Here is a 19,649-nt window from a genome sequence, read left to right on the forward strand (position 1 = left end):
ATTATCTCCTATTAATTAAAAATATATATCAAATAAAAATGACAATCTATTCATTTATTTAACTATTATTATTTCTTCTTCCAATTTTACATTAAATTTTTCATCTACACTTTTCTTAACTAAATTTAAAATACCTTCTATATCAGAAAATTTAGCATTCCCTAAATTTAATACAAAATTAGGATGTTTTTCTGCTATTTGAGCATTTCCTATTACAGTACCTTTTAATCCACATTCTGATATAAGCCTTGCAGCAAAATCTCCTGTCGGATTTTTAAAAGTGCTTCCTAAACTTGGCTTATCTAAAGGGTGTTTACTTTCTCTTAATTCTTTTATTTCTTTTACTCTAGCTCCATTAAAACCTTTTTCAAATTCAAATGTTGCAGATAAGATTACCCATTTTTTGTCTTGCACTTCTGTTTTTCTATAGGAAACTCTTATATCTTCTTTTTTTATTTCCCTTATTTGATAATTTTCATCAAATATTTCAACAGACTTAATCCTATCAAAAATTTCAGAACCAAATGCTCCTCCATTCATATAAACAAGTCCACCAATAGTTCCTGGTATTCCAAATAAACTTTCAATTCCTGTATAATCGTATTTTTCCATAAAATCAATTAGCTCTTTTATATTTGCTCCTGTATCAACTTTAACTAATCCATTTACTAAATTTTCTATTTTGTTAAGTCTTTTTGTACAAACAAAAGTTCTATCCATATAATCATCAGTAAAAAGTACATTAGTTCCATTTCCTAATAAAAATATATTGTTATTTTCTTTGTAAACATCAATTATTTCTTCTTTATTTTCAAGAATAATTAATTTTTTTGCTTTTCCTCCAACTCTCATATTAGAGTAATTTTTCATCTCTTGATCTAAGAAAACTTTCATTTTAATCCTTTCTATTCTTCAATTTCATCTAATTCTTCAGCAATTTGATGAGCTAAAGTTGATATGTCTCCTGCTCCCATAAAAATATATGTTGAATCTTTTTTTACTTTAGATACATATTTTTTTATATCTTTCCAATCATTCATAACTTCAATATTTGAGTGATTTATATGTTCTTTTAGAACTTCACTCGATATATTAAATTCATTTTTTTCACCTGCTGCATATATTGGTAAAAGAATTACTTTATCTACATTTGTAAAGGCATCTTTAAATTCATCTAACAAGAAATGCACTCTACTATATCTATGTGGTTGAAATATAGCTACAAGTCTTGAATTATCTATCCCTTTGATCGCTTTCAAAGTCGCTTTTATTTCTGTTGGGTGATGAGCGTAGTCATCTACTATTCTTACTCTCTTAGTTTTATTCCCATATCCATTTTCTATATTTTTATCAAATAAGACATCATATCTTCTTTTTGACCCTTTAAACTTTAAAAGGGCTTCTTTTATTTCATTCGCACTTACTCCAAACTCTAAAGCCATGTATATAACAGGTAAAGAATTTTGAATATTATGGTCTCCCGGAATATTCAAAACATATTCTCCTTTATCTTCCCCATTTATAACTACTGTAAAAATAGTCTTTCTATCTTCAACTCTAATATTTTTTGCATATATATCTGCTTTTTCATCTTTTATTGAATAAGTAATTATTTTTTCTGCTTCTGGTATATCTTTTAAAATAGATCTTATATTATTACAATCAGCACAAACTAAAGCTTCATTTTGTGTATTTGATATAAATTTAATAAAAGATTTCTTTATATTTTCTAATGTTCCATGGACATCTAAATGATCTGCATCTATATTAGTTACAACACAATATTTAGGCTTCATATATAAAAATGAGTTATCACTTTCATCAGCTTCAGCAATAAAATATTCACTCATACCAGGCTTAGCATTGGATTGTATTTCTGGTAAAATACCTCCCACAACTATAGTAGGATCTTTTTTTAACATTACAGCTGACATCATTGACGATGTTGTAGTTTTACCATGAGTTCCAGCTATAGCAATACCTGTTTCATTATTTAAAAGTTTTGCTAATAATTCTCCTCTTTTTAATATTTTTATCCCGTTATTTATAGCATACGAATATTCTGGGTTAGTTTCTTTTATAGCAGTCGAAGCTACAACAAAGTCTACTCCTTTAACATTTTCTTCATTATGCTCATCGTATACTGTTATTCCCATAGATAACAAATCTTCTGTTACATAATTTCTACAAATATCAGCACCTAAAACTTCGTAACCTTTGCACTTCATTATTTTTGCAAGACCACTCATTCCGATTCCATTTATTCCTATAAAATAAATCTTTTCCATTTATGTCAATTCCTCCAAATATCTAAATTAGCTATTATTTCTTCAGCTGCATTAGATTTTTTTAATGATTTTAGTCTAATTCTCATCTTTTTTAATTTTTCATCATTTTTTATTAAAGCAAAAACCTTCTGTACTGCTTCATCCATTTCATTTTTCATATAGATATATGCAGATTCATTATCTGATAATACTTTTGCATTCTCATATTGTCCAACCTTTGCTGAACTATATGGAAGTATTACTGAAGGTCTTTCTAACTCTATTATTTCTGATATTGTTAAAGCTCCTGCTCTACACATTACTAAATCAGCAGCTGCCATAATATTTAAGATATTATTAAAATATGAATCTATAACATCTTGTTCTTTTTTATATTTTAAATCTTTTTTCATTTCTTCAAAATTTTGATTTCCTGTTGCCCAATAAACAACTATATCTTTATCATTATAAAATTTTTCCCAATACTTTAGTACTGTTTTATTTATGTCTTGAGCTCCTAAACTTCCACCTGTTATCAAAATTAATTTTTGTTCAGGTTTTATCCCTAATTTTTCTCTTTCTAAAGCATATTTTAATCCTTCTATACTTTTTCTAAGAGGATTTCCTGTTACTTTAAATTTTCCTTGATGTTTTATAGGAATATCATCATAAGTCTTATCAAAAGCTAAGAATGTCAATTTTGCAAACTTATAAAACAACTTATTAGCCATACCAAAACTAACATTTTGCTCTTGTAAATATATTTTCTTCTTCAAAAATATTCCTGCAATTATAGTTGGAATCGAAATATAATTTCCAAAACCTATTATTGCATCAGGCTCTATCTCTTTAACAATTCTATATGCCTCTCTTATTGAACTTATATATTTTTTTATATTTTTAAAGCTTCTAGGAACAACTATATCAATCCCTATAAATTTATGGCCACTTTGAGGAACTATATCTTTTTCCATACGAGATGTACTTCCAATAAATATAGGTTCAATTCCTTTAGCTTTCAATTTATCTGCAACTGCTAGAGCTGGATATATATGCCCCCCTGTTCCTCCAGTAGTCAATATAACTTTTTTCATATTACACCTACCCAAAAATTTTTAAAACTAATTCTTTAAAAACTTTTCCTCTATGTTCAAAAGAATTAAATTGATCATAACTTGATGTTGCTGGTGAAAGTAAAATAACTTCGTTTGAATCTTTAGTAAATCTTTTCTTCATGTCTAAAAGAGAATTTTCTAAATTTTCTAGTTTATGAATCTTATTTTCTTCATACCCAACTTTTTTTAGCTCTTTCTCTATTTTATCTGCTATGAGCCCTATTAAATAAACTTCTTTTATATCTTCTTTTATCATTTCAGCAAGTGGAGCTAAGTCAACCCCTTTATCGTATCCACCACATATTAAGATACTATTTTTATACGCTTGAATAGCAAACTTTGTTGAATCAACATTTGTTGCTTTTGAATCGTTTATAAATTGTAATTTCCCATAACTAAAAAATAGTTCTGTTCTGTGTTCTAATGGAGTTGCTACCATTAAAAACTCTCTTACTTTATCCATATCTAAATTTAAAATTTCAGCAGTAGCTACCATAAATAAAGTATTTTCTAAATTATGAATACCTTTCAAACTTAATTTATCTGTTTCTATTATAAATTTATTATGAGCATAAATTTTATTTTCTTTTACATCTACATCAGCTTTAGAGAACTTTGAAACAGTTACTTTTTTTGCTTTTATTTTTTCTTTTCTTTTTTCTGTTTCCAAATCATCAATATTTTCAATAAAATAAGATGTTTCATCTTGATTTTTTTGAATATTTAATTTTGTATCATAATACTCATCAAAACTATGATATCTTTCTATGTGATCTGGTCCCATGTTTACTATCATAGATATATAAGGTTTAAAATTTTCTAAATTTTCTAGTTGGAACGAACTCAATTCTAATACAACAAAATCTAACTCGCCATCTTTTAATAAAACATCAGAAAACGATCTACCAATATTGCCAGCAAAAGTTGCTTTATACCCAGCATAGTTTAACATATCTGATATTTTAGCTGTCGTTGTGCTTTTACCATTAGTTCCTGTAACAGCTATCAATTTAGTTTTATACCCTTTTTCAAGCATATAGTTATAAGCTACTTCTATTTCATCTAAAATTTTTATTCCTCTTTTTTTTACTTCCAACACAAAATCATTGTATGGTATTCCCGGGCTCTTTATAAAGTACTCTAAACCATCTAAGTGATTTAATGCTTCTATTGAAGTCATAGCTTTTTTATCATCGACTAAAATAACTTCATAATTTTCATGTTCTAATAATTCTTTTGCTCCATTTCCACTAATTCCACTACCATAAATCATTACTTTTCTCATAGCAAACCTCTCATTCTTATCATTCCTAAGGCTATTATTCCGAATATAAGTGTTGTTATCCAAAATCTCATAGTTACTTTTGATTCTGGTACTCCAGAAAGTTCAAAATGATGATGTATTGGAGCCATTTTAAATATTCTCTTTCCTCTCATTTTGAATGAACCAACTTGTAGTATAACTGATATAGCTTCCACAACAAATATAAAACCAAGTACTGGTAGGATTAGTTCTTGCTTTAATATTATAGCTATTACACCTAATATTCCTCCAAGTGTTAATGAACCAGTATCTCCCATAAATATTTGAGCTGGATAGCAATTATACCATAAGAATCCTAATCCAGAACCTGTTACAGCTGATAAAAATACACTTATTTCTCCTGAACCTACTGTATAAAATAAATTTAAATGCGAACTTAATTCTGTATGACCAGTAAAATATGCAATAACTCCTAATATTGTTGAACATATTATCATAGGCATTATAGCTAAACCATCAAGACCATCTGTTATATTTACAGCATTTGATGTTCCCATCAATATTATTTGTATTAAGAAAAACATTCCTACTGCTCCTATATAATAAGGTGCTGAACTTATAGGATTTATTAAAGAAAAGTCTACCATAGGTCTTCCTGTAAATCCTATAAAATACAAATACAACCAAACTATTAAAGCTATAGTTGCTTGAAATAATAATTTTTTTCTTCCAGCTAGTCCTTTTTTACTAACTGTAAACTTTCTATAGTCATCAATGAAACCAATTCCTGCAAACATCAAAGTTGATAATAATAACAACAATATTAATGTGTTTTTTAAGTCGTTTATTAATAAACTGCTTATCAAAATGGAAGCTATGATGAGAACTCCTCCCATAGTAGGTGTCCCTTTTTTAGCAAAATGAGAACTTGGACCATCATCTCTTATTTCTTCCCCAAATTTCTTTATTTTTAAGTATTTTATAAATGGTTTACCCGCAAACAAAACTATACAAAACGACAATACAAAACTTATAAAAGCTCTTAGATATATAGATTTTAAAAATAATAAACTTTCAAAATGCTCACTTAAAAAATATAGCATTAGTCATTCATCTCCTCTTGTGCTTTAATTATATCTTCAAGAGCCATTCCTCTTGAACCTTTTAATAGCACTACCTTTTCCATTCTTATATTTTTCAAACTTTCAACTATACCCTCTTTAGTTGGATAATGCCAATATCTATATTCTTCTCTTTGGCTTTTCATAAAAATATCATAAGCCTTTTTCATTTTTTCCCCATGAAGATAAATCAGCTTAATTTTTTTATCAAGCAAATACTTCAATACATCTATGTGATAGTCTATTTCTTTTTCTCCTAACTCTAGCATATCACCTAAAATTGCTATTTTGTATCTGTCTTCATAGATTTCATTCAAAGTATCTATTGCCGCTTTCATAGAGCTTGGACTTGCATTATAAGCATCGTTTATATATATATCTTCACCCACAACTATTTCTTGCAATCTCATCTTACTAATTTTCACATTTTTTAATCCTGCTTGAATTTCTTCATAAGATAAACCCAATCTATTAGCAACTTCTATTGCTAAGGCAGCGTTTGAAATATTATGCTTTCCTATTAAGTTCATTTCATATTCCAAACCGTTGACTGTAAACTTACTACCTGTATTTGTAAACTCATACTCTTCAATTCTATAATTATTATTTTCTCCAAAACCAGCTTTGCTTACATCTAATTTCTTTAAGTATTCATCATCTCCACAAACAAAACTATTTTCTTTTTGAACAAATTCAAAAAGTTCAGTCTTTGCTTTAAAAACATTATCTCTTGTTTTTAAAAATTCAAGGTGTGAATCCCCTATATTTGTGATTATTCCATAATCTGGACTTGAAATTTCTCCAAGCCTTCTAATTTCTCCTAAACTACTCATTCCCATTTCTAAAACAGCATACTTATCTTCGTCTGTTAAATTCAATATAGTGTAAGGTAAGCCTATATGGTTGTTATAGTTTCCCTCTGTCTTCAATGTTTTTGCTCTTTGGCTAAGTAATGAATATAATATATCTTTTGTAGTTGTTTTTCCATTACTTCCTGTTATTCCAATTACTCGTATTCCCAATTTTTTTCTGTATTTATGAGCTAAATCTTGCATAGTAGCCACAGTTTCTTTTACCAATACAATCTTTTCATTCTTTATATCTGTTTTATCTGCTATAATCAAAGAAGCTCCTTTATTTAATGCTTCTTCGACATATTGATTTCCATTATTTATTGCAAAAAAGATAGACCCTTTCTCTATTTTTCTACTATCCATAACCACTGAAGTTATCTTTACTTCTTTTCCAAATTCTTCAAAAATTAATTTTTCTAATTTTTCTCTTTTTAAAATTTCTGAAAACTCTTTTAAATCTTCACAAACTAAAGTTTCTTGAGTATTAATCTTTTCCATATCCCTCTTCCCATATCCTGTTTTTACTAAAATTGTTTTTATTTTTGATTTTATACCCGCATCAATATCAGATTTTTTATCTCCTATCATATATGATTTATCTCTATCTATATTATATTTTTTTATAGCTTCCTCTATCATTTTATTTCCAGGTTTTCTACAATCGCATTCAACCTTATACTTTCCTATCCCTTTTGTTGGGTGATGAGGACAATAATAAAATTCTTCTATTTCAACTCCATTATTTTTTAATATGCTTTGCATATTTGAATTAAAAATTTCTAAATCTTCTTCTGTAAAATAATTTCTAGCTATACCTGATTGATTAGTTACAACTATCAATTTGTATCCTAGATTTTTAAAAGTTTTTAAGGCTTCTATTGCACCTTTTTCAAAAATTAAATCTTCTTTCTTATAAATGTAATCTTTCTCTACATTTATTGTTCCATCTCTATCTAAAAAAATTGCTTTATTCATTTTTATCCTCAATTTTATATCATAATTAGTCTGACATTACATTATAGCATAAATATTGAAATTTGTTATTAATTTTAGAAAAAAATTATTTTTAAAATTTGTAACATATGTTACTGATTTTTTTTATTACTTAATTTATATTATTTATAACGAAATAAACTATATAAAATTTTAGGAGGAAATAAATGAGTAACAATATGTTTTGCTATCAATGTCAGGAAACTGCTCAAGGAACTGGATGTACAAGTATTGGAGTTTGTGGAAAAACTTCTACAACATCTGGTTTACAAGATTTACTAATATATGCAGATAAGGGAGTAGCTGCAATATCTTCTGTTTTAAGAAAAAATGGAAAAGCAACGGAAATAATAAAAAATAGGGTGAATAGATACTTAGTAAACTCTCTATTTATAACTATAACTAATGCTAATTTTGATGATAATCATATTTTAGATGAAGTTAGAGTTGGATTAAAATTAAGAGATGAATTAAAAGCTCTTGCTACAGCTGATGAATTAAAAGAAGCTGAAAAGTATGGTGCTGATTTAGTAAATTGGCATTTAGAAACTGACGAAGATTTAATAAAATTCTCAGAAGACCAATCAGTAGTTGGAATATTAAGAACTGAAAATGAAGATGTTAGATCTTTAAGAGAATTAGCTATTTACGGATTAAAAGGTATGTCGGCTTATGCTGAACATGCAATGAATTTAGGAAAAACAAACGATGAAATTTTCTCTTTTACAGAAAAAGTTTTATTGTCTACTATGGATGATAGCTTAACTGCTGATGAATTAGTTGCTCTTGTATTAGAAGTTGGAGAATACGGAGTAAAAGTTATGGCTTTATTAGATGAAGCTAATACGTCTGTTTTAGGGACTCCTGAAATTACAAAAGTTAAAATAGGAGCTGGAACAAGACCTGGAATTTTAATCAGTGGACATGATTTATGGGATTTAAAACAATTACTTGAACAAAGTAAAGATTCAGGAGTAGATATTTATACTCACTCAGAAATGTTACCTGGACATGCTTATCCAGAGTTAAAAAAATACCCTCATTTCTATGGTAATTATGGAAATGCTTGGTGGGATCAAAGAAAAGATTTCACAAACTTTAATGGACCTATAGTATTTACAACTAACTGTATAGTTCCACCAACAAAAAATGCTACATATAAAGACAGAGTTTTCACAACAAATGCAGCAGGTTTCCCTGGATGGAAAAGAATTAAAGTTAATGCAGATGGAACTAAAGATTTTTCTGAAATAATAGAACTTGCAAAAACATGTCAACCTCCAGTAGAAGTTGAAAGCGGAGAAATAACTGTTGGATTTGCTCATAATCAAGTTTTAAGTCTTGCTGATACTGTTGTTGAAAATATAAAAAATGGTTCTATCAGAAAATTTGTTGTAATGAGTGGTTGCGACGGAAGAATGTCACAAAGACATTATTATACAGAATTTGCTGAAAAACTACCAAAAGATACAATTATTTTAACTTCTGGTTGTGCTAAATTCAAATACAACAAATTAAACTTGGGAGATATTAATGGTATTCCTAGAGTGCTAGATGCTGGTCAATGTAATGACTCTTATTCTTGGGCTGTTGTTGCATTAAAATTAAAAGAAGTATTCAATTTAAATGATATAAATGAGCTTCCTATAGTATTTAATGTTGCTTGGTATGAACAAAAAGCTGTTATAGTTTTACTTGCTTTATTATACTTAGGAGTTAAAAATATTCACTTAGGACCTACTTTACCAGGTTTCTTATCAGCTAATGTTGCTAAAGTTTTAGTAGAAAACTTTGGTATAGCTGGAATTACTACTGTTGAAGAAGATTTAAAAAAGTTTGACTTGGCTTAATTTATAATTTCTTTTCAAAAGCTATCTAAAATTATAATTTATAAACTAATATATAATTATTAGAAAGCTTAATATTAATTAGTTAAAATAGTTTACTCTTGACGTCCGTATTATAGATTCTACGTGCTTAGTATACTTAGGTTCTTCAAGCTAATATGGACGTCAAAGTCTAACTATTGTATAAAAAAACTTGACTTTTAGAAAAAAATATATATAATAGGAACAAATACATTTTAAGAAAGGAGTTAAGAAAATGAAACTATATCAACAAAATATGACTACACAAAATAGTTGGCAAAGCCACTGGATATAGAGGTTATTTCTTAATGTTTTCTTAAAGCATATAGATATAACCTTTTTGACTTGGTCGTATCTATGTGGCTTACTATATATTAAAGATTTCCACATAGAATAAATAATATCTATGTGGTTTTTTATTATTAAATTATTTATAAAAATAAACCACAGGAAACTGTGGTTTTTATTTTTATATAGGAAAGTATAAAATCAAATAATGAAATTTAGTCTCTGATGTTTGTATTAGTTCGAAGAGCCTGTGTTCATTGAGCTCGTAGAACTCATACGGCTGTCAAGAGACTTTATTTATACTCTAATTATCTGCAGTAAAATTAGAAAAGTTATTTAAAATTTAGGAGGATTTATTATGAAAAAAAATGTTTTAGGTTTTATTGTTGTGATTGTTATAGCTTTAGCTTATTATTTTGTAAATAATACGAAAAAAGGAAATGAAGATGTGGCTAAAAGTGAAAAAGTCATTAATATCGGTGTGTTGCAACTGCTTAGTCACCCTGCATTAGATAGTATCTATAAAGGTTTAGAAGAAGAACTTGCAAGACAAGGTTATGAAAATGGAAAAAATATTAAAATTGATTTACAAAATGCACAAGGAGAACAAAGTAATCTTGCTCTTATGAGTGGAAAATTAGTTTCTGAAAAAAATGATATCCTAGTTGGAATTACTACTCCAGCAACTTTAAGTTTAGCAAATGTAACAAAGGATATTCCTATTGTTATGGCAGGAATAACTTACCCAGTTGAAGCCGGGCTTATTGCAAGTGAAGATAAACCTGGAAATAATATAACTGGAGTAAGTGATAGAACTCCAATAAAGCAACAATTAGAATTAATTAAACAAATTATCCCTAATTTAAAAACTCTTGGATTATTATATACTTCAAGTGAAGATAATTCTATAAAACAAATAGAAGAAGCTAAAAAATATGCAGAAGAATTGGGAATAAATATAAAATTAGCAAGTATTGCAAATACAAACGATATACAACAAGTTACAGAAAGCTTAGCTAGTGAAGTTAATGCAATATTTGTTCCTATTGATAATACAATAGCAAGTGCTATGGCTACAGTTGTAAAAGTAACTGACAAATTTAAAGTTCCTGTATTCCCATCAGCAGACACTATGGTAAAAGATGGTGGAGTTTTAGGTTTAGGTGTTGACCAATATCAAATAGGAGTTTCAACTGCAAAAGTTTTAATAGATATTTTAAAAGGTGGAAAACCAGCTGAAATGCCAATAGTTTTAGCCAATAAAAGTATTATTTATTTAAATGAAGCTCAAACAAAAAAACTTGGTTTAGAAATTCCAGCAGACATAAAAGAAAAAGCAGAAATAGTTGGAAATAAATAAAAATTAATTTAGAATAACAAAAAAGAAAGGAAAATAAAAATGGATTTAATTATTTCAGCAATTTCACAAGGAATTTTATGGTCTTTATTATCATTAGGTTTATTTATAAGTTTTCGTATATTAAATATAGCAGATATGACAACAGAGGGTGCCTACCCTCTTGGTGCAGCCGTATGTGTAAGTTTAATTCAAACAGGAATGTCTCCAATTTTAGCTATATTTATAGCAATGTTAGCTGGAGCTTTAGCTGGAGCTCTAACATCAATATTCATTAATATTTGTAAAATTCCTAGTTTACTAGCAGGTATTCTTACTATGACAGCTTTACTTTCAGTTAATTTAAGAGTTATGGGAAGACCAAATTTAAGTTTACTTAATCACAAAACAATATTTGATATATTTTCATCAGTGAGTTTACCTCCATATTTTGATTCAATAATTGTTGGAATAATAATTGTTAGTCTCGTTATTTTCTTTATGCATTTTTTCTTTAATACTGAATTAGGACAAGCACTTATAGCAACAGGAGATAACCCTAAAATGGCATCTTCTTTAGGAATTTCAACAAAAAAAATGACACTTTTAGGTTTGATGTTATCAAACTCAATAGTAGCTCTCACTGGAGCAATATTATCACAAAACAACGGTTATGCTGATGTTAATAGTGGACTAGGAGTAATCGTTGTGGCTCTTGCTGCTATCATTATCGGTGAGGTTATTTTTGGTGATGTCAATTTTTTAACAAGACTTATATGTATAATTCTAGGTTCAATAATATATAGATTGTTGTTAGTCTTTGTCTTAAAATTAAATATCATAGAAGCAAATGATTTTAAAATTATCTCAGCTCTATTAATAGCACTATTTTTAAGTGTTCCTGAATTAAAAAAATATATTAACATTTCAAGAGAAAAAGGAGATAACTAATATGGCTTTTATAGAATTAAAAAATATTAATAAAACTTTTTTTCCTAACACGAATAGAGAATATCATGCATTAAAAAATATTAATTTATCTATAAATAAAGGAGATTTTATTACTATTATTGGTGGAAATGGTGCCGGAAAATCAACTTTATTTAATGCAATATCAGGAGTTTTCTCTTTAGATAGTGGAAATATTATTATTGATGAAAAAGATATCTCTAAAACTAAAGAAAACGAAAGAGCTAGATATATAAGTAGAGTTTTTCAAAATCCCTCAGATAATACAGCTCCTCGTATGACAGTAGCCGAAAATATTGCTCTTGCAAGTAAACGTGGTGAAAAAAGATTTCTTAAAACAGCTAAAAATAGAGAAAACTTAAAAATATACGAAGAATTATTAAAATCATTAAATTTGGGTCTAGAAAATAAATTGAATACAGAAATGGCTGTCTTATCAGGTGGACAAAGACAATCGATAGCTCTTTTAATGGCAACAATAAAAGAGCCACAACTTTTATTATTAGATGAGCATACTGCTGCTCTTGACCCTAAAACTCAAAAGTTAATTATGACTTTATCAAAAGAAAAAGTTGAAGAAAAAAATATAACAACATTAATGATTACTCATAATCTACAAGACGCTTTAACTTATGGAAATAGAATGCTACTTTTACATCAAGGAAAAATTGTGAGAGATTTTTCTCAAGAAGAAAAAAGCAAGCTCTCTGTTACAGATGTATATAAAATAATGGTTGAGCTTGATTAAAATGATAATTTTACTTCTTGCAACTATAAAAATAAAATGATATAGTATTTAAAAATATAAGAATTTTAAATGAATAAGGTGATATTATGAGGAAAGATTTTATAGATTGGGACGAGTATTTTATGGGCATTGCCCTTTTGTCTTCAATGAGAAGTAAAGATCCAAACACTCAAGTTGGAGCTTGTATAGTAAACGAAGATAAAAGAATAGTTGGTGTTGGTTATAACGGACTTCCTAAAGGTTGTAATGACGAGGACTTTCCTTGGGAGAGAGAGGGAGAATTTTTAGAAACTAAATATCCTTATGTTTGCCATGCCGAGTTAAATGCTATTTTAAATAGTATACAATCTTTAAAAGATTGTATTATCTATGTTGCATTGTTCCCTTGTAACGAATGTAGCAAAGCAATTATACAAAGTGGGATTAAAGAAATCGTATACTTATCTGATAAACACAATGGAACAGATGCAAATAAAGCTTCAAAAAAAATGTTAGAAACTGCAGGAATAAAATTTAGACAATTTACACCTAAATTAAAAAAATTAGAAATTAATTTTTCATAATTTCTATTTTATTTATATCTTTTTTCTTCCTCTTGTTGTTTCCTATAATTTGACCAGTTAGGATCATTTTTCATATTTTTCTTAAGTTGTTTCATATATTTAGCTGTTGCTAAGGCATCTCTATATCTCTTTGAAATTTTTCTAGGGAATGATAGGATTCCATCAAGAAGTCTATTGCAATATTTATCAATACTGGTAAAGAACTTTTTTATTCTAGTATATTGATATATTTCTGAGCAATGAGGACATCTATACTTTGCAACTTTATTTGTTATTTTCATTTTTTTTGAGCAACTTGGGCATATAATTACAATTTTTTCCATAAACCTCTCCTATTAATATTTTTTATTTTAATATTTTAACAAATATCTATTAGTATAGCAAGGAGTAAAAAAATGTTTGATACTTTGAAAAATACTGTTATTTTTAATGGACTTAAAAATGAAGAAATTGACTTAATATTAAAAAAAATTAAATTTTCTAAAAAACGATACGATATAGATGAACAAATAGCTTTTAGAGGAGATAAAGTAAATGGTGTCCTTATTATTTTAAAAGGCCGTATTTCAACAGAAATGTTAAATGAAGAAGGAAATGTTATAAAAATTGAAGAACTTACAAATTCTGATATTATAGCTCCAGCTTTTATTTTTGGAGATAGCAATATACTTCCCGTTGATTTAGTAACTATTGAAAGTACTGAAATTTTATTTATTGAAAAAAAAGAATTACTAAAGTTATTATCTATAAATGAGATAATTTTAGAAAATTTTTTGAATGAAATTTCTAACAAAACCCAATTATTGAGTAACAAAATATGGAATAATTTTAATAATAAGACTATACAAAAAAAACTTGCTAATTATATTACAAAGAATTCTAAAAATTTAGAGTTTGAAATAAAAAATATAAGTAATTTAGCTGAAAAATTTGGAGTTGAAAGACCTTCTCTTTCTCGAGTCTTAAGTTCTTTTGTTAAACAAGGAAAAATAGAAAAAATTAGTACTAAAAAATTTAAAATTTTAGATAAAGATTTTTTTGATTTTTGATTTTAATAGGTTTGATAATATTTTTATGAGACAATGAGATTATTTCCTTAGGATTATTTTTATTTTAGGAAGAAAATCTTATTGTTTCAATTTTTTATATATAAAGTCTCTGACGTCCGTATTAGTTCGAAGAATCTGTATTTATTGAGTTCGTAGAACTTATACGGCTGTTAAGAGACTAATTTTTGATACTTAATTTTACACTTTCCTATAAAAATAAAAGGGCTGATGAAAATTTCATCAGCCTTTATTATCTCTATTAATTAGTTATAAAATTTTACAAATAATGGAACTAGTACTAGAGATACTATTGACATTAATTTGATTAAGATATTTAATGAAGGACCAGAAGTATCTTTAAATGGATCTCCTACTGTATCTCCAACAACTGCTGCTTTATGTCTATCAGAACCTTTTTTATCCCCTTTATATCCAGCTTCAATTTGTTTTTTACCATTATCCCAAGCTCCACCAGCATTTGCCATCATTATAGCCATTAAAACTCCTGTTACAAGAGAACCAGCAAGTAATCCTCCAAGAGCTTTTACAGACCATAATCCAATAATAACTGGAACTATTATAGCAAGTACACCTGGTAATATCATTTGTTTTAATGATGAATGAGTTGATATTTCAACACATCTTTTGTAATCAGGTTTTTGAGTTCTATCCATAATTCCTGGGAATTCTCTAAATTGTCTTCTAACTTCTTCAACCATTTCTATAGCTGCTTTACCAACTGCTGTCATAGTTAATGCAGAGAATAAGAATGTTAACATTCCTCCTATGAATAATCCTGCTATAACTTCTGGGTCAGTAACATCTATTACTAAAGGTTCACTTGTTAATTTATCCACTGCTTCTTTATAAGCTGCAAATAAAGATAGTGCTGTTAAAGCTGCAGATCCTATTGCAAATCCTTTACCAACTGCTGCTGTTGAGTTTCCAACTGCATCTAGTTTATCAGTAGTTTCTCTAACTTCATGAGGTAATTCAGACATTTCAGCAATTCCTCCAGCATTGTCTGCAACTGGTCCATAAGCATCAACTGCTACAACCATTCCTGTTGTTGCAAGCATTCCAACTGCTGCTATTGAAATTCCGTATAATCCACCTGTTTTAAATGAAACTATTATTGCTATTGCTATAACTATTAAAGGTGCAACTGTAGATTCCATTCCTATTGCTAAACCTTCAATTATTGCAGTAGCTGCTCCAGTTCCAGCTGCATCAGAAACTCTGTTTACTGCTCTTCTTCCAGTATCAGTATAAACTCCTGTGAAATAAGCTATAACAAGTCCTGCTACAAGTCCTGCAACTATTGCATAGAATATTCCCATATCTAATCCTAAATATTGAATAATTCCATAAGATGCTATTATAGTTAATATACCAGCTATTCTTGTTCCCATTTCAAGTTTAGCATGAACTTTGCTTCCATCATCAGTTTTAACTGTTAAAGTAGCTATGATAGATGCTATTATACCAAATCCTGAAATTAATAAAGGTGCTGCAACATAAGGAGTTGCATCTGCAACTGGTAATAAATATGCTAAAGTAATTGTAGCTATTATTGAACCAACATAAGATTCAAATAAGTCTGCTCCCATTCCTGCAACGTCTCCAACGTTATCTCCAACGTTATCTGCTATTGTAGCTGGGTTTCTAGGGTCATCTTCAGGTATTCCTGCTTCAACCTTACCAACTAAGTCTGCTCCAACGTCTGCTGCTTTAGTATAGATTCCTCCACCAACTCTAGCAAATAAAGCTATTGAAGAAGCTCCCATACCAAATCCAGTTACATCATTTACACTAATTCCTACAGTTTTAGAAACTAATAAGATTAATGATAACATAAGCATTCCTAAACCAACTACTGTAAGTCCCATAACTGCTCCACCAGAGAATGCCACATCAAGTGCTTTTGCAAGTCCTCCTTCTTTAGCAGCTATTGCTGTTCTTCCATTTGCTTTAGTTGCAATTCTCATCCCAGCATTTCCTGCTATCGCAGAAGTTATAGCTCCCAATACGAAAGCTCCTGCTGTTGGAACACTAATAAATATTCCTAATGCTATTGCTACTACTACTACGAAAACAATAAGAATTTTATACTCAGCTGATAAAAACGCCATAGCTCCTTCTCTTATTGCTGCTGTGATTTCTTGTACTTTTGGTATATTGATTTCATAATGCTCAACTTTTTTTGCATAATAAAATGCAGCAAGTAGAGATATTATTCCAGCAACTATACCGAAATACATAACTTGTGTTAATAAATCCATTTTCTTTTTCCCTCCATTTTGTTTTTTAAAATAATTACCTCAATATTATATTTTAATTTCAACTTAATTACAAGTTTTTATTTTTTTACCTCTTGAAAATTAAAGTTTTTACTTTTTATTATCTTCATATCTTTATCAACTATTAATACTTCTATGCCATCTTTATTATCTACATATTCTAAAACTTTATCTATAGGCATCAAGAAGAAAGTGGTTGAATAGACATCTGCATCAAAAGCATTATCACATATTACAGCTACCATTTTTTTATCTTCAACGGGGTAGCCTGTTTCTTTATCTAAAATATGGTGATACATTTTCCCATCTATTTCTACATAAGTTTGATAATCTCCAGAAATTCCCATTGCCTTATCTTTTAAATCAACTATACCTATTATTTGACTAGGATCTTCTGGATTTTGCAAACCAATTTTCCAAGGTTTTCCTTCAGTTTTGCCTCCTATTGAATCAAGACTTGAAATAGCTGTCACGAAAGCACTTTTTATTCCTTCTTTTTTTAGAAGATTTTTAGCTTTTTCTATGGCATAACCTTTCAAAAATGATCCTGTATCAATTTCTTTTACAGGGCTTTCAAAACTCATTTTATTATTTTCAAATTTTACCTTTCCAAAATCTACATATCTTTTTATATATTCAATTTTTTCTTTTGTAGGTAATTTTAATTGAGCTTGTTCCATACCTTCTTCAGTAAATCCCCAAAGTTCTAAAAGTGGAGCAATAGTTATATCATATTTATGTCCAGATATTTCATATGCTTCTCTTATTTTTGAAAAAATTTCTTGACCTTCTTCATCTAAAATAAGACTCTTTTCATTTGAACTATTTAAATTATATATTAAACTTCCTTCACTTTTACTATTAAATTTTAAATCTATTCTTTGAATTTCTTCAAAAGCTTTTTTTATTGAATTTTCAGCTAATTCTTTGTTAGAATCATAAACTATTATTTTTATATATGTTCCAAATAAAAATTGAGAATCTTCATATTTCTCTATTTTTTCTTTTCCACAAGAGACAAATAAGAAGAGTATTACAAAAAGAAATGAGAGCAACCTACTCTTTTTCATAACCTACTTTTCCTGCTAATATTTCTTTAAATACTTTTTTCATTTCAGTATCTTTTTTATCATACTTTGTTAGAGGTAAAGGTTCTCCCCCTCTTTCTTCTCTTTCTTTTGCTCTTTCTCTAGCTCTTTCTCCACTTACTATTGTAAGAACATATTTATTTGGTATTTTAGCTAATAGTTCATCATAAGTAATATTTTTTTTCATTCTATTTCACTCCATTTTTTTCAATTATACTTATTAAATCTTCGCAAGCTTGCTCAATTTTATTATTTATAATTACCTGTTCATACTTATCTTCGTATTCCAATTCTTTCAAAGAATTTTTTAATCTTTTTTGAATAACTTCTTCACTATCGGTATTTCTTCCTCTAAGTCTTTTTTCTAATTCTTCTTTTGTTGCTGTTTTAAAAAATATTAAGTTTGCCGTTGGAAATTTTTCTTTTATTTGAACTCCACCTTGTACATCTATTTCTAAAATTATTTTTTCTCCTTTTTTTAATCTTTCTTCAACTTCAGATTTTAAAGTTCCATAATAATTTCCATGTACATTGGCATATTCTAAAAATTCTCCATTTTGAATTTTTTCTTCAAATTCTTGAGGACTTAAGAAAAAATAATCAATTCCATTTTCTTCACCAGTTCTAGGTTTTCTACTTGTAGCAGATATCGATAGATTAATACCTAATTTTTCTCTTACTAATTTACATACTGTTGATTTTCCTGCTCCACTTGGCCCAGACACAACATATAAAGCTCCTAAAGACATAATCCCCTCCACATACAACCTATTCTATATTCATTATTTGTTCTCTCATCTTTTCCAATTCATTTTTACTTTCAACAACTAATTTAGATATTTCATACATATTAGATTTTACACCCATAGTATTAAATTCTCTAAATATTTCTTGAAAAATAAACTCAATTTTTTTCCCTTGAGAATCTTCTCTACTTTCAAATTCTATATCCAATTGTTTGAAATGACTTTCTAATCTTAATATTTCTTCAGTAATATCAACTCTATCACTAAATAATAAAACTTCCTTTAAAATATCTTCCTCTTTTAAATTTATATCACTTCTTATAGAATTTATATTATTTAGTAATTTTTCTCTATAATTTTCTACAACTTTAGGTTTTAATAACTTTATTTCATTTAAATTATTTTTTAGACTTCCTAATTGCTTTTTAAAGAAATCTTTTAGCCTACTTCCCTCTTCAAGTTTAGTTATAACAAAATTAGCAAGTAATTCTTTTAATAGTTTTCCTATAATTTCCTTATATTTTTCTTCATCTGTGTTAGATTCTTTTTGGCTAATCACACCAAAATTTTTGATTAAAAAATCTAATTTGTTTGAAAATTTCTGATTAAAATCTTCTTCCATTTTATTTAAAATGTTCATACAAGATTTAGCCAAATTTTCATCATATTTCAATTCTTTCAAACTTTCTGATTTTTCTTCAAACTCAATTCTAAAGTCTATAGATCCTCTTGTTACAACGGTTGCTATCTCAGATCTTATATAATTTTCAAGTAGATTCAAATTATATGGAAGTTTGATTTTTGTTGATAGATTTTTGTTATTTACACTTTTTATTTCCATATTAACAACATAATTTTCATCTTCAAAATTTAATTTTGAATAGCCTGTCATACTTCTCATATAATTCTTCCTCTCTTTATTTTTGAAATTTTATTTTAGATAAGAGTGATGGTAAATAAAGTCTCTTGACAGCCGTATGAGTTCTACGAGCTCAATGAATACAAGCTCTTCAAACTAATACGGACGTCAGAGACTAATTTTTATTATTTGATTTTATAATTTCCTATAGAATAAAAAAG

18 protein-coding genes are annotated in these 19,649 nt (G+C 27.9%); 6 read left to right on the top strand and 12 right to left on the bottom strand.

Annotated elements, in window-relative coordinates; translation table 11 throughout:
* Positions 1-54: 54 nt before the first annotated feature.
* From murB to gmhB, 6 genes are read right to left on the bottom strand one after another with little or no spacing between them, the layout of a single operon-like run.
* Complete coding sequence (murB, locus tag BQ2505_RS02755; protein WP_074016274.1) at positions 55-894, bottom strand: UDP-N-acetylmuramate dehydrogenase; 840 nt, start codon at positions 892-894, stop codon at positions 55-57.
* Positions 895-905: 11 nt separating this feature from the next.
* Positions 906-2,288 (bottom strand): UDP-N-acetylmuramate--L-alanine ligase, encoded by a 1,383-nt coding sequence (gene murC / locus BQ2505_RS02760; protein ID WP_074016275.1) that lies wholly within the window; start codon positions 2,286-2,288, stop codon positions 906-908.
* A gap of 5 nt (positions 2,289-2,293) precedes the next feature.
* Positions 2,294-3,361: an undecaprenyldiphospho-muramoylpentapeptide beta-N-acetylglucosaminyltransferase gene (gene murG / locus BQ2505_RS02765; RefSeq protein ID WP_074016276.1), complete on the bottom strand. Its 1,068-nt coding sequence runs from the start codon at positions 3,359-3,361 to the stop codon at positions 2,294-2,296.
* A 7-nt stretch (positions 3,362-3,368) separates the two neighbouring features.
* Positions 3,369-4,667 carry a UDP-N-acetylmuramoyl-L-alanine--D-glutamate ligase gene (murD, locus tag BQ2505_RS02770; protein ID WP_074016277.1) on the bottom strand — a complete coding sequence of 433 codons (1,299 nt, stop codon included), beginning with the start codon at positions 4,665-4,667 and terminating at the stop codon, positions 3,369-3,371.
* The gene (mraY, locus tag BQ2505_RS02775) at positions 4,664-5,749 is read right to left on the bottom strand and encodes a phospho-N-acetylmuramoyl-pentapeptide-transferase (protein ID WP_074016278.1); all 1,086 of its coding nucleotides are present in this window, start codon (positions 5,747-5,749) and stop codon (positions 4,664-4,666) included. The genes murD and mraY overlap by 4 nt, the downstream gene beginning before the upstream one ends.
* Entirely contained in the window at positions 5,749-7,596 is a 1,848-nt protein-coding gene (gmhB, locus tag BQ2505_RS02780; RefSeq protein WP_074016279.1) for a D-glycero-beta-D-manno-heptose 1,7-bisphosphate 7-phosphatase, read from the bottom strand. Before gmhB ends, mraY begins: the two co-directional genes overlap by 1 nt.
* A gap of 185 nt (positions 7,597-7,781) precedes the next feature.
* Between gmhB and hcp the strand changes: the two genes are divergently transcribed.
* From hcp to BQ2505_RS02805, 5 genes are all read left to right on the top strand, one after another.
* Entirely contained in the window at positions 7,782-9,464 is a 1,683-nt protein-coding gene (gene hcp / locus BQ2505_RS02785; RefSeq protein WP_074016280.1) for a hydroxylamine reductase, read from the top strand.
* A 664-nt stretch (positions 9,465-10,128) separates the two neighbouring features.
* Positions 10,129-11,130 (top strand): tryptophan ABC transporter substrate-binding protein, encoded by a 1,002-nt coding sequence (trpX, locus tag BQ2505_RS02790; protein WP_074016281.1) that lies wholly within the window; start codon positions 10,129-10,131, stop codon positions 11,128-11,130.
* Positions 11,131-11,169: 39 nt separating this feature from the next.
* Positions 11,170-12,057 carry an ABC transporter permease gene (locus tag BQ2505_RS02795; protein ID WP_074016282.1) on the top strand — a complete coding sequence of 296 codons (888 nt, stop codon included), beginning with the start codon at positions 11,170-11,172 and terminating at the stop codon, positions 12,055-12,057.
* A 1-nt stretch (position 12,058) separates the two neighbouring features.
* Positions 12,059-12,823 carry an ABC transporter ATP-binding protein gene (locus BQ2505_RS02800; protein ID WP_074016283.1) on the top strand — a complete coding sequence of 255 codons (765 nt, stop codon included), beginning with the start codon at positions 12,059-12,061 and terminating at the stop codon, positions 12,821-12,823.
* 86 nt (positions 12,824-12,909) lie between these two features.
* Entirely contained in the window at positions 12,910-13,386 is a 477-nt protein-coding gene (locus tag BQ2505_RS02805; RefSeq protein WP_074016284.1) for a deoxycytidylate deaminase, read from the top strand.
* A gap of 8 nt (positions 13,387-13,394) precedes the next feature.
* Here BQ2505_RS02805 and BQ2505_RS02810 read toward each other — a convergent pair whose 3' ends face one another.
* Positions 13,395-13,709, bottom strand: coding sequence for a hypothetical protein (locus BQ2505_RS02810; RefSeq protein WP_074016285.1), 315 nt, complete (start codon positions 13,707-13,709; stop codon positions 13,395-13,397).
* Positions 13,710-13,781: 72 nt separating this feature from the next.
* Between BQ2505_RS02810 and BQ2505_RS02815 the strand changes: the two genes are divergently transcribed.
* Entirely contained in the window at positions 13,782-14,435 is a 654-nt protein-coding gene (locus BQ2505_RS02815) for a Crp/Fnr family transcriptional regulator (RefSeq protein WP_074016286.1), read from the top strand.
* A 263-nt stretch (positions 14,436-14,698) separates the two neighbouring features.
* Here the strand turns inward: BQ2505_RS02815 and BQ2505_RS02820 are convergent, their stop codons facing one another.
* From BQ2505_RS02820 to BQ2505_RS02840, 5 genes are all read right to left on the bottom strand, one after another.
* Positions 14,699-16,717 carry a sodium-translocating pyrophosphatase gene (locus tag BQ2505_RS02820; protein ID WP_074016287.1) on the bottom strand — a complete coding sequence of 673 codons (2,019 nt, stop codon included), beginning with the start codon at positions 16,715-16,717 and terminating at the stop codon, positions 14,699-14,701.
* Positions 16,718-16,794: 77 nt separating this feature from the next.
* Positions 16,795-17,805, bottom strand: coding sequence for an FAD:protein FMN transferase (locus BQ2505_RS02825; protein WP_074016288.1), 1,011 nt, complete (start codon positions 17,803-17,805; stop codon positions 16,795-16,797).
* Positions 17,792-18,010, bottom strand: coding sequence for a DNA-directed RNA polymerase subunit omega (gene rpoZ / locus BQ2505_RS02830; protein WP_074016289.1), 219 nt, complete (start codon positions 18,008-18,010; stop codon positions 17,792-17,794). The genes BQ2505_RS02825 and rpoZ overlap by 14 nt, the downstream gene beginning before the upstream one ends.
* A gap of 1 nt (position 18,011) precedes the next feature.
* Complete coding sequence (gmk, locus tag BQ2505_RS02835) at positions 18,012-18,572, bottom strand: guanylate kinase (RefSeq protein WP_074016290.1); 561 nt, start codon at positions 18,570-18,572, stop codon at positions 18,012-18,014.
* Between the two features lie 19 nt (positions 18,573-18,591).
* The gene (locus BQ2505_RS02840; protein WP_074016291.1) at positions 18,592-19,470 is read right to left on the bottom strand and encodes a YicC/YloC family endoribonuclease; all 879 of its coding nucleotides are present in this window, start codon (positions 19,468-19,470) and stop codon (positions 18,592-18,594) included.
* Positions 19,471-19,649 lie beyond the last annotated feature (179 nt).

It is taken from the genome of Fusobacterium massiliense (assembly GCF_900095705.1).
Lineage (GTDB): Bacteria > Fusobacteriota > Fusobacteriia > Fusobacteriales > Fusobacteriaceae > Fusobacterium > Fusobacterium massiliense.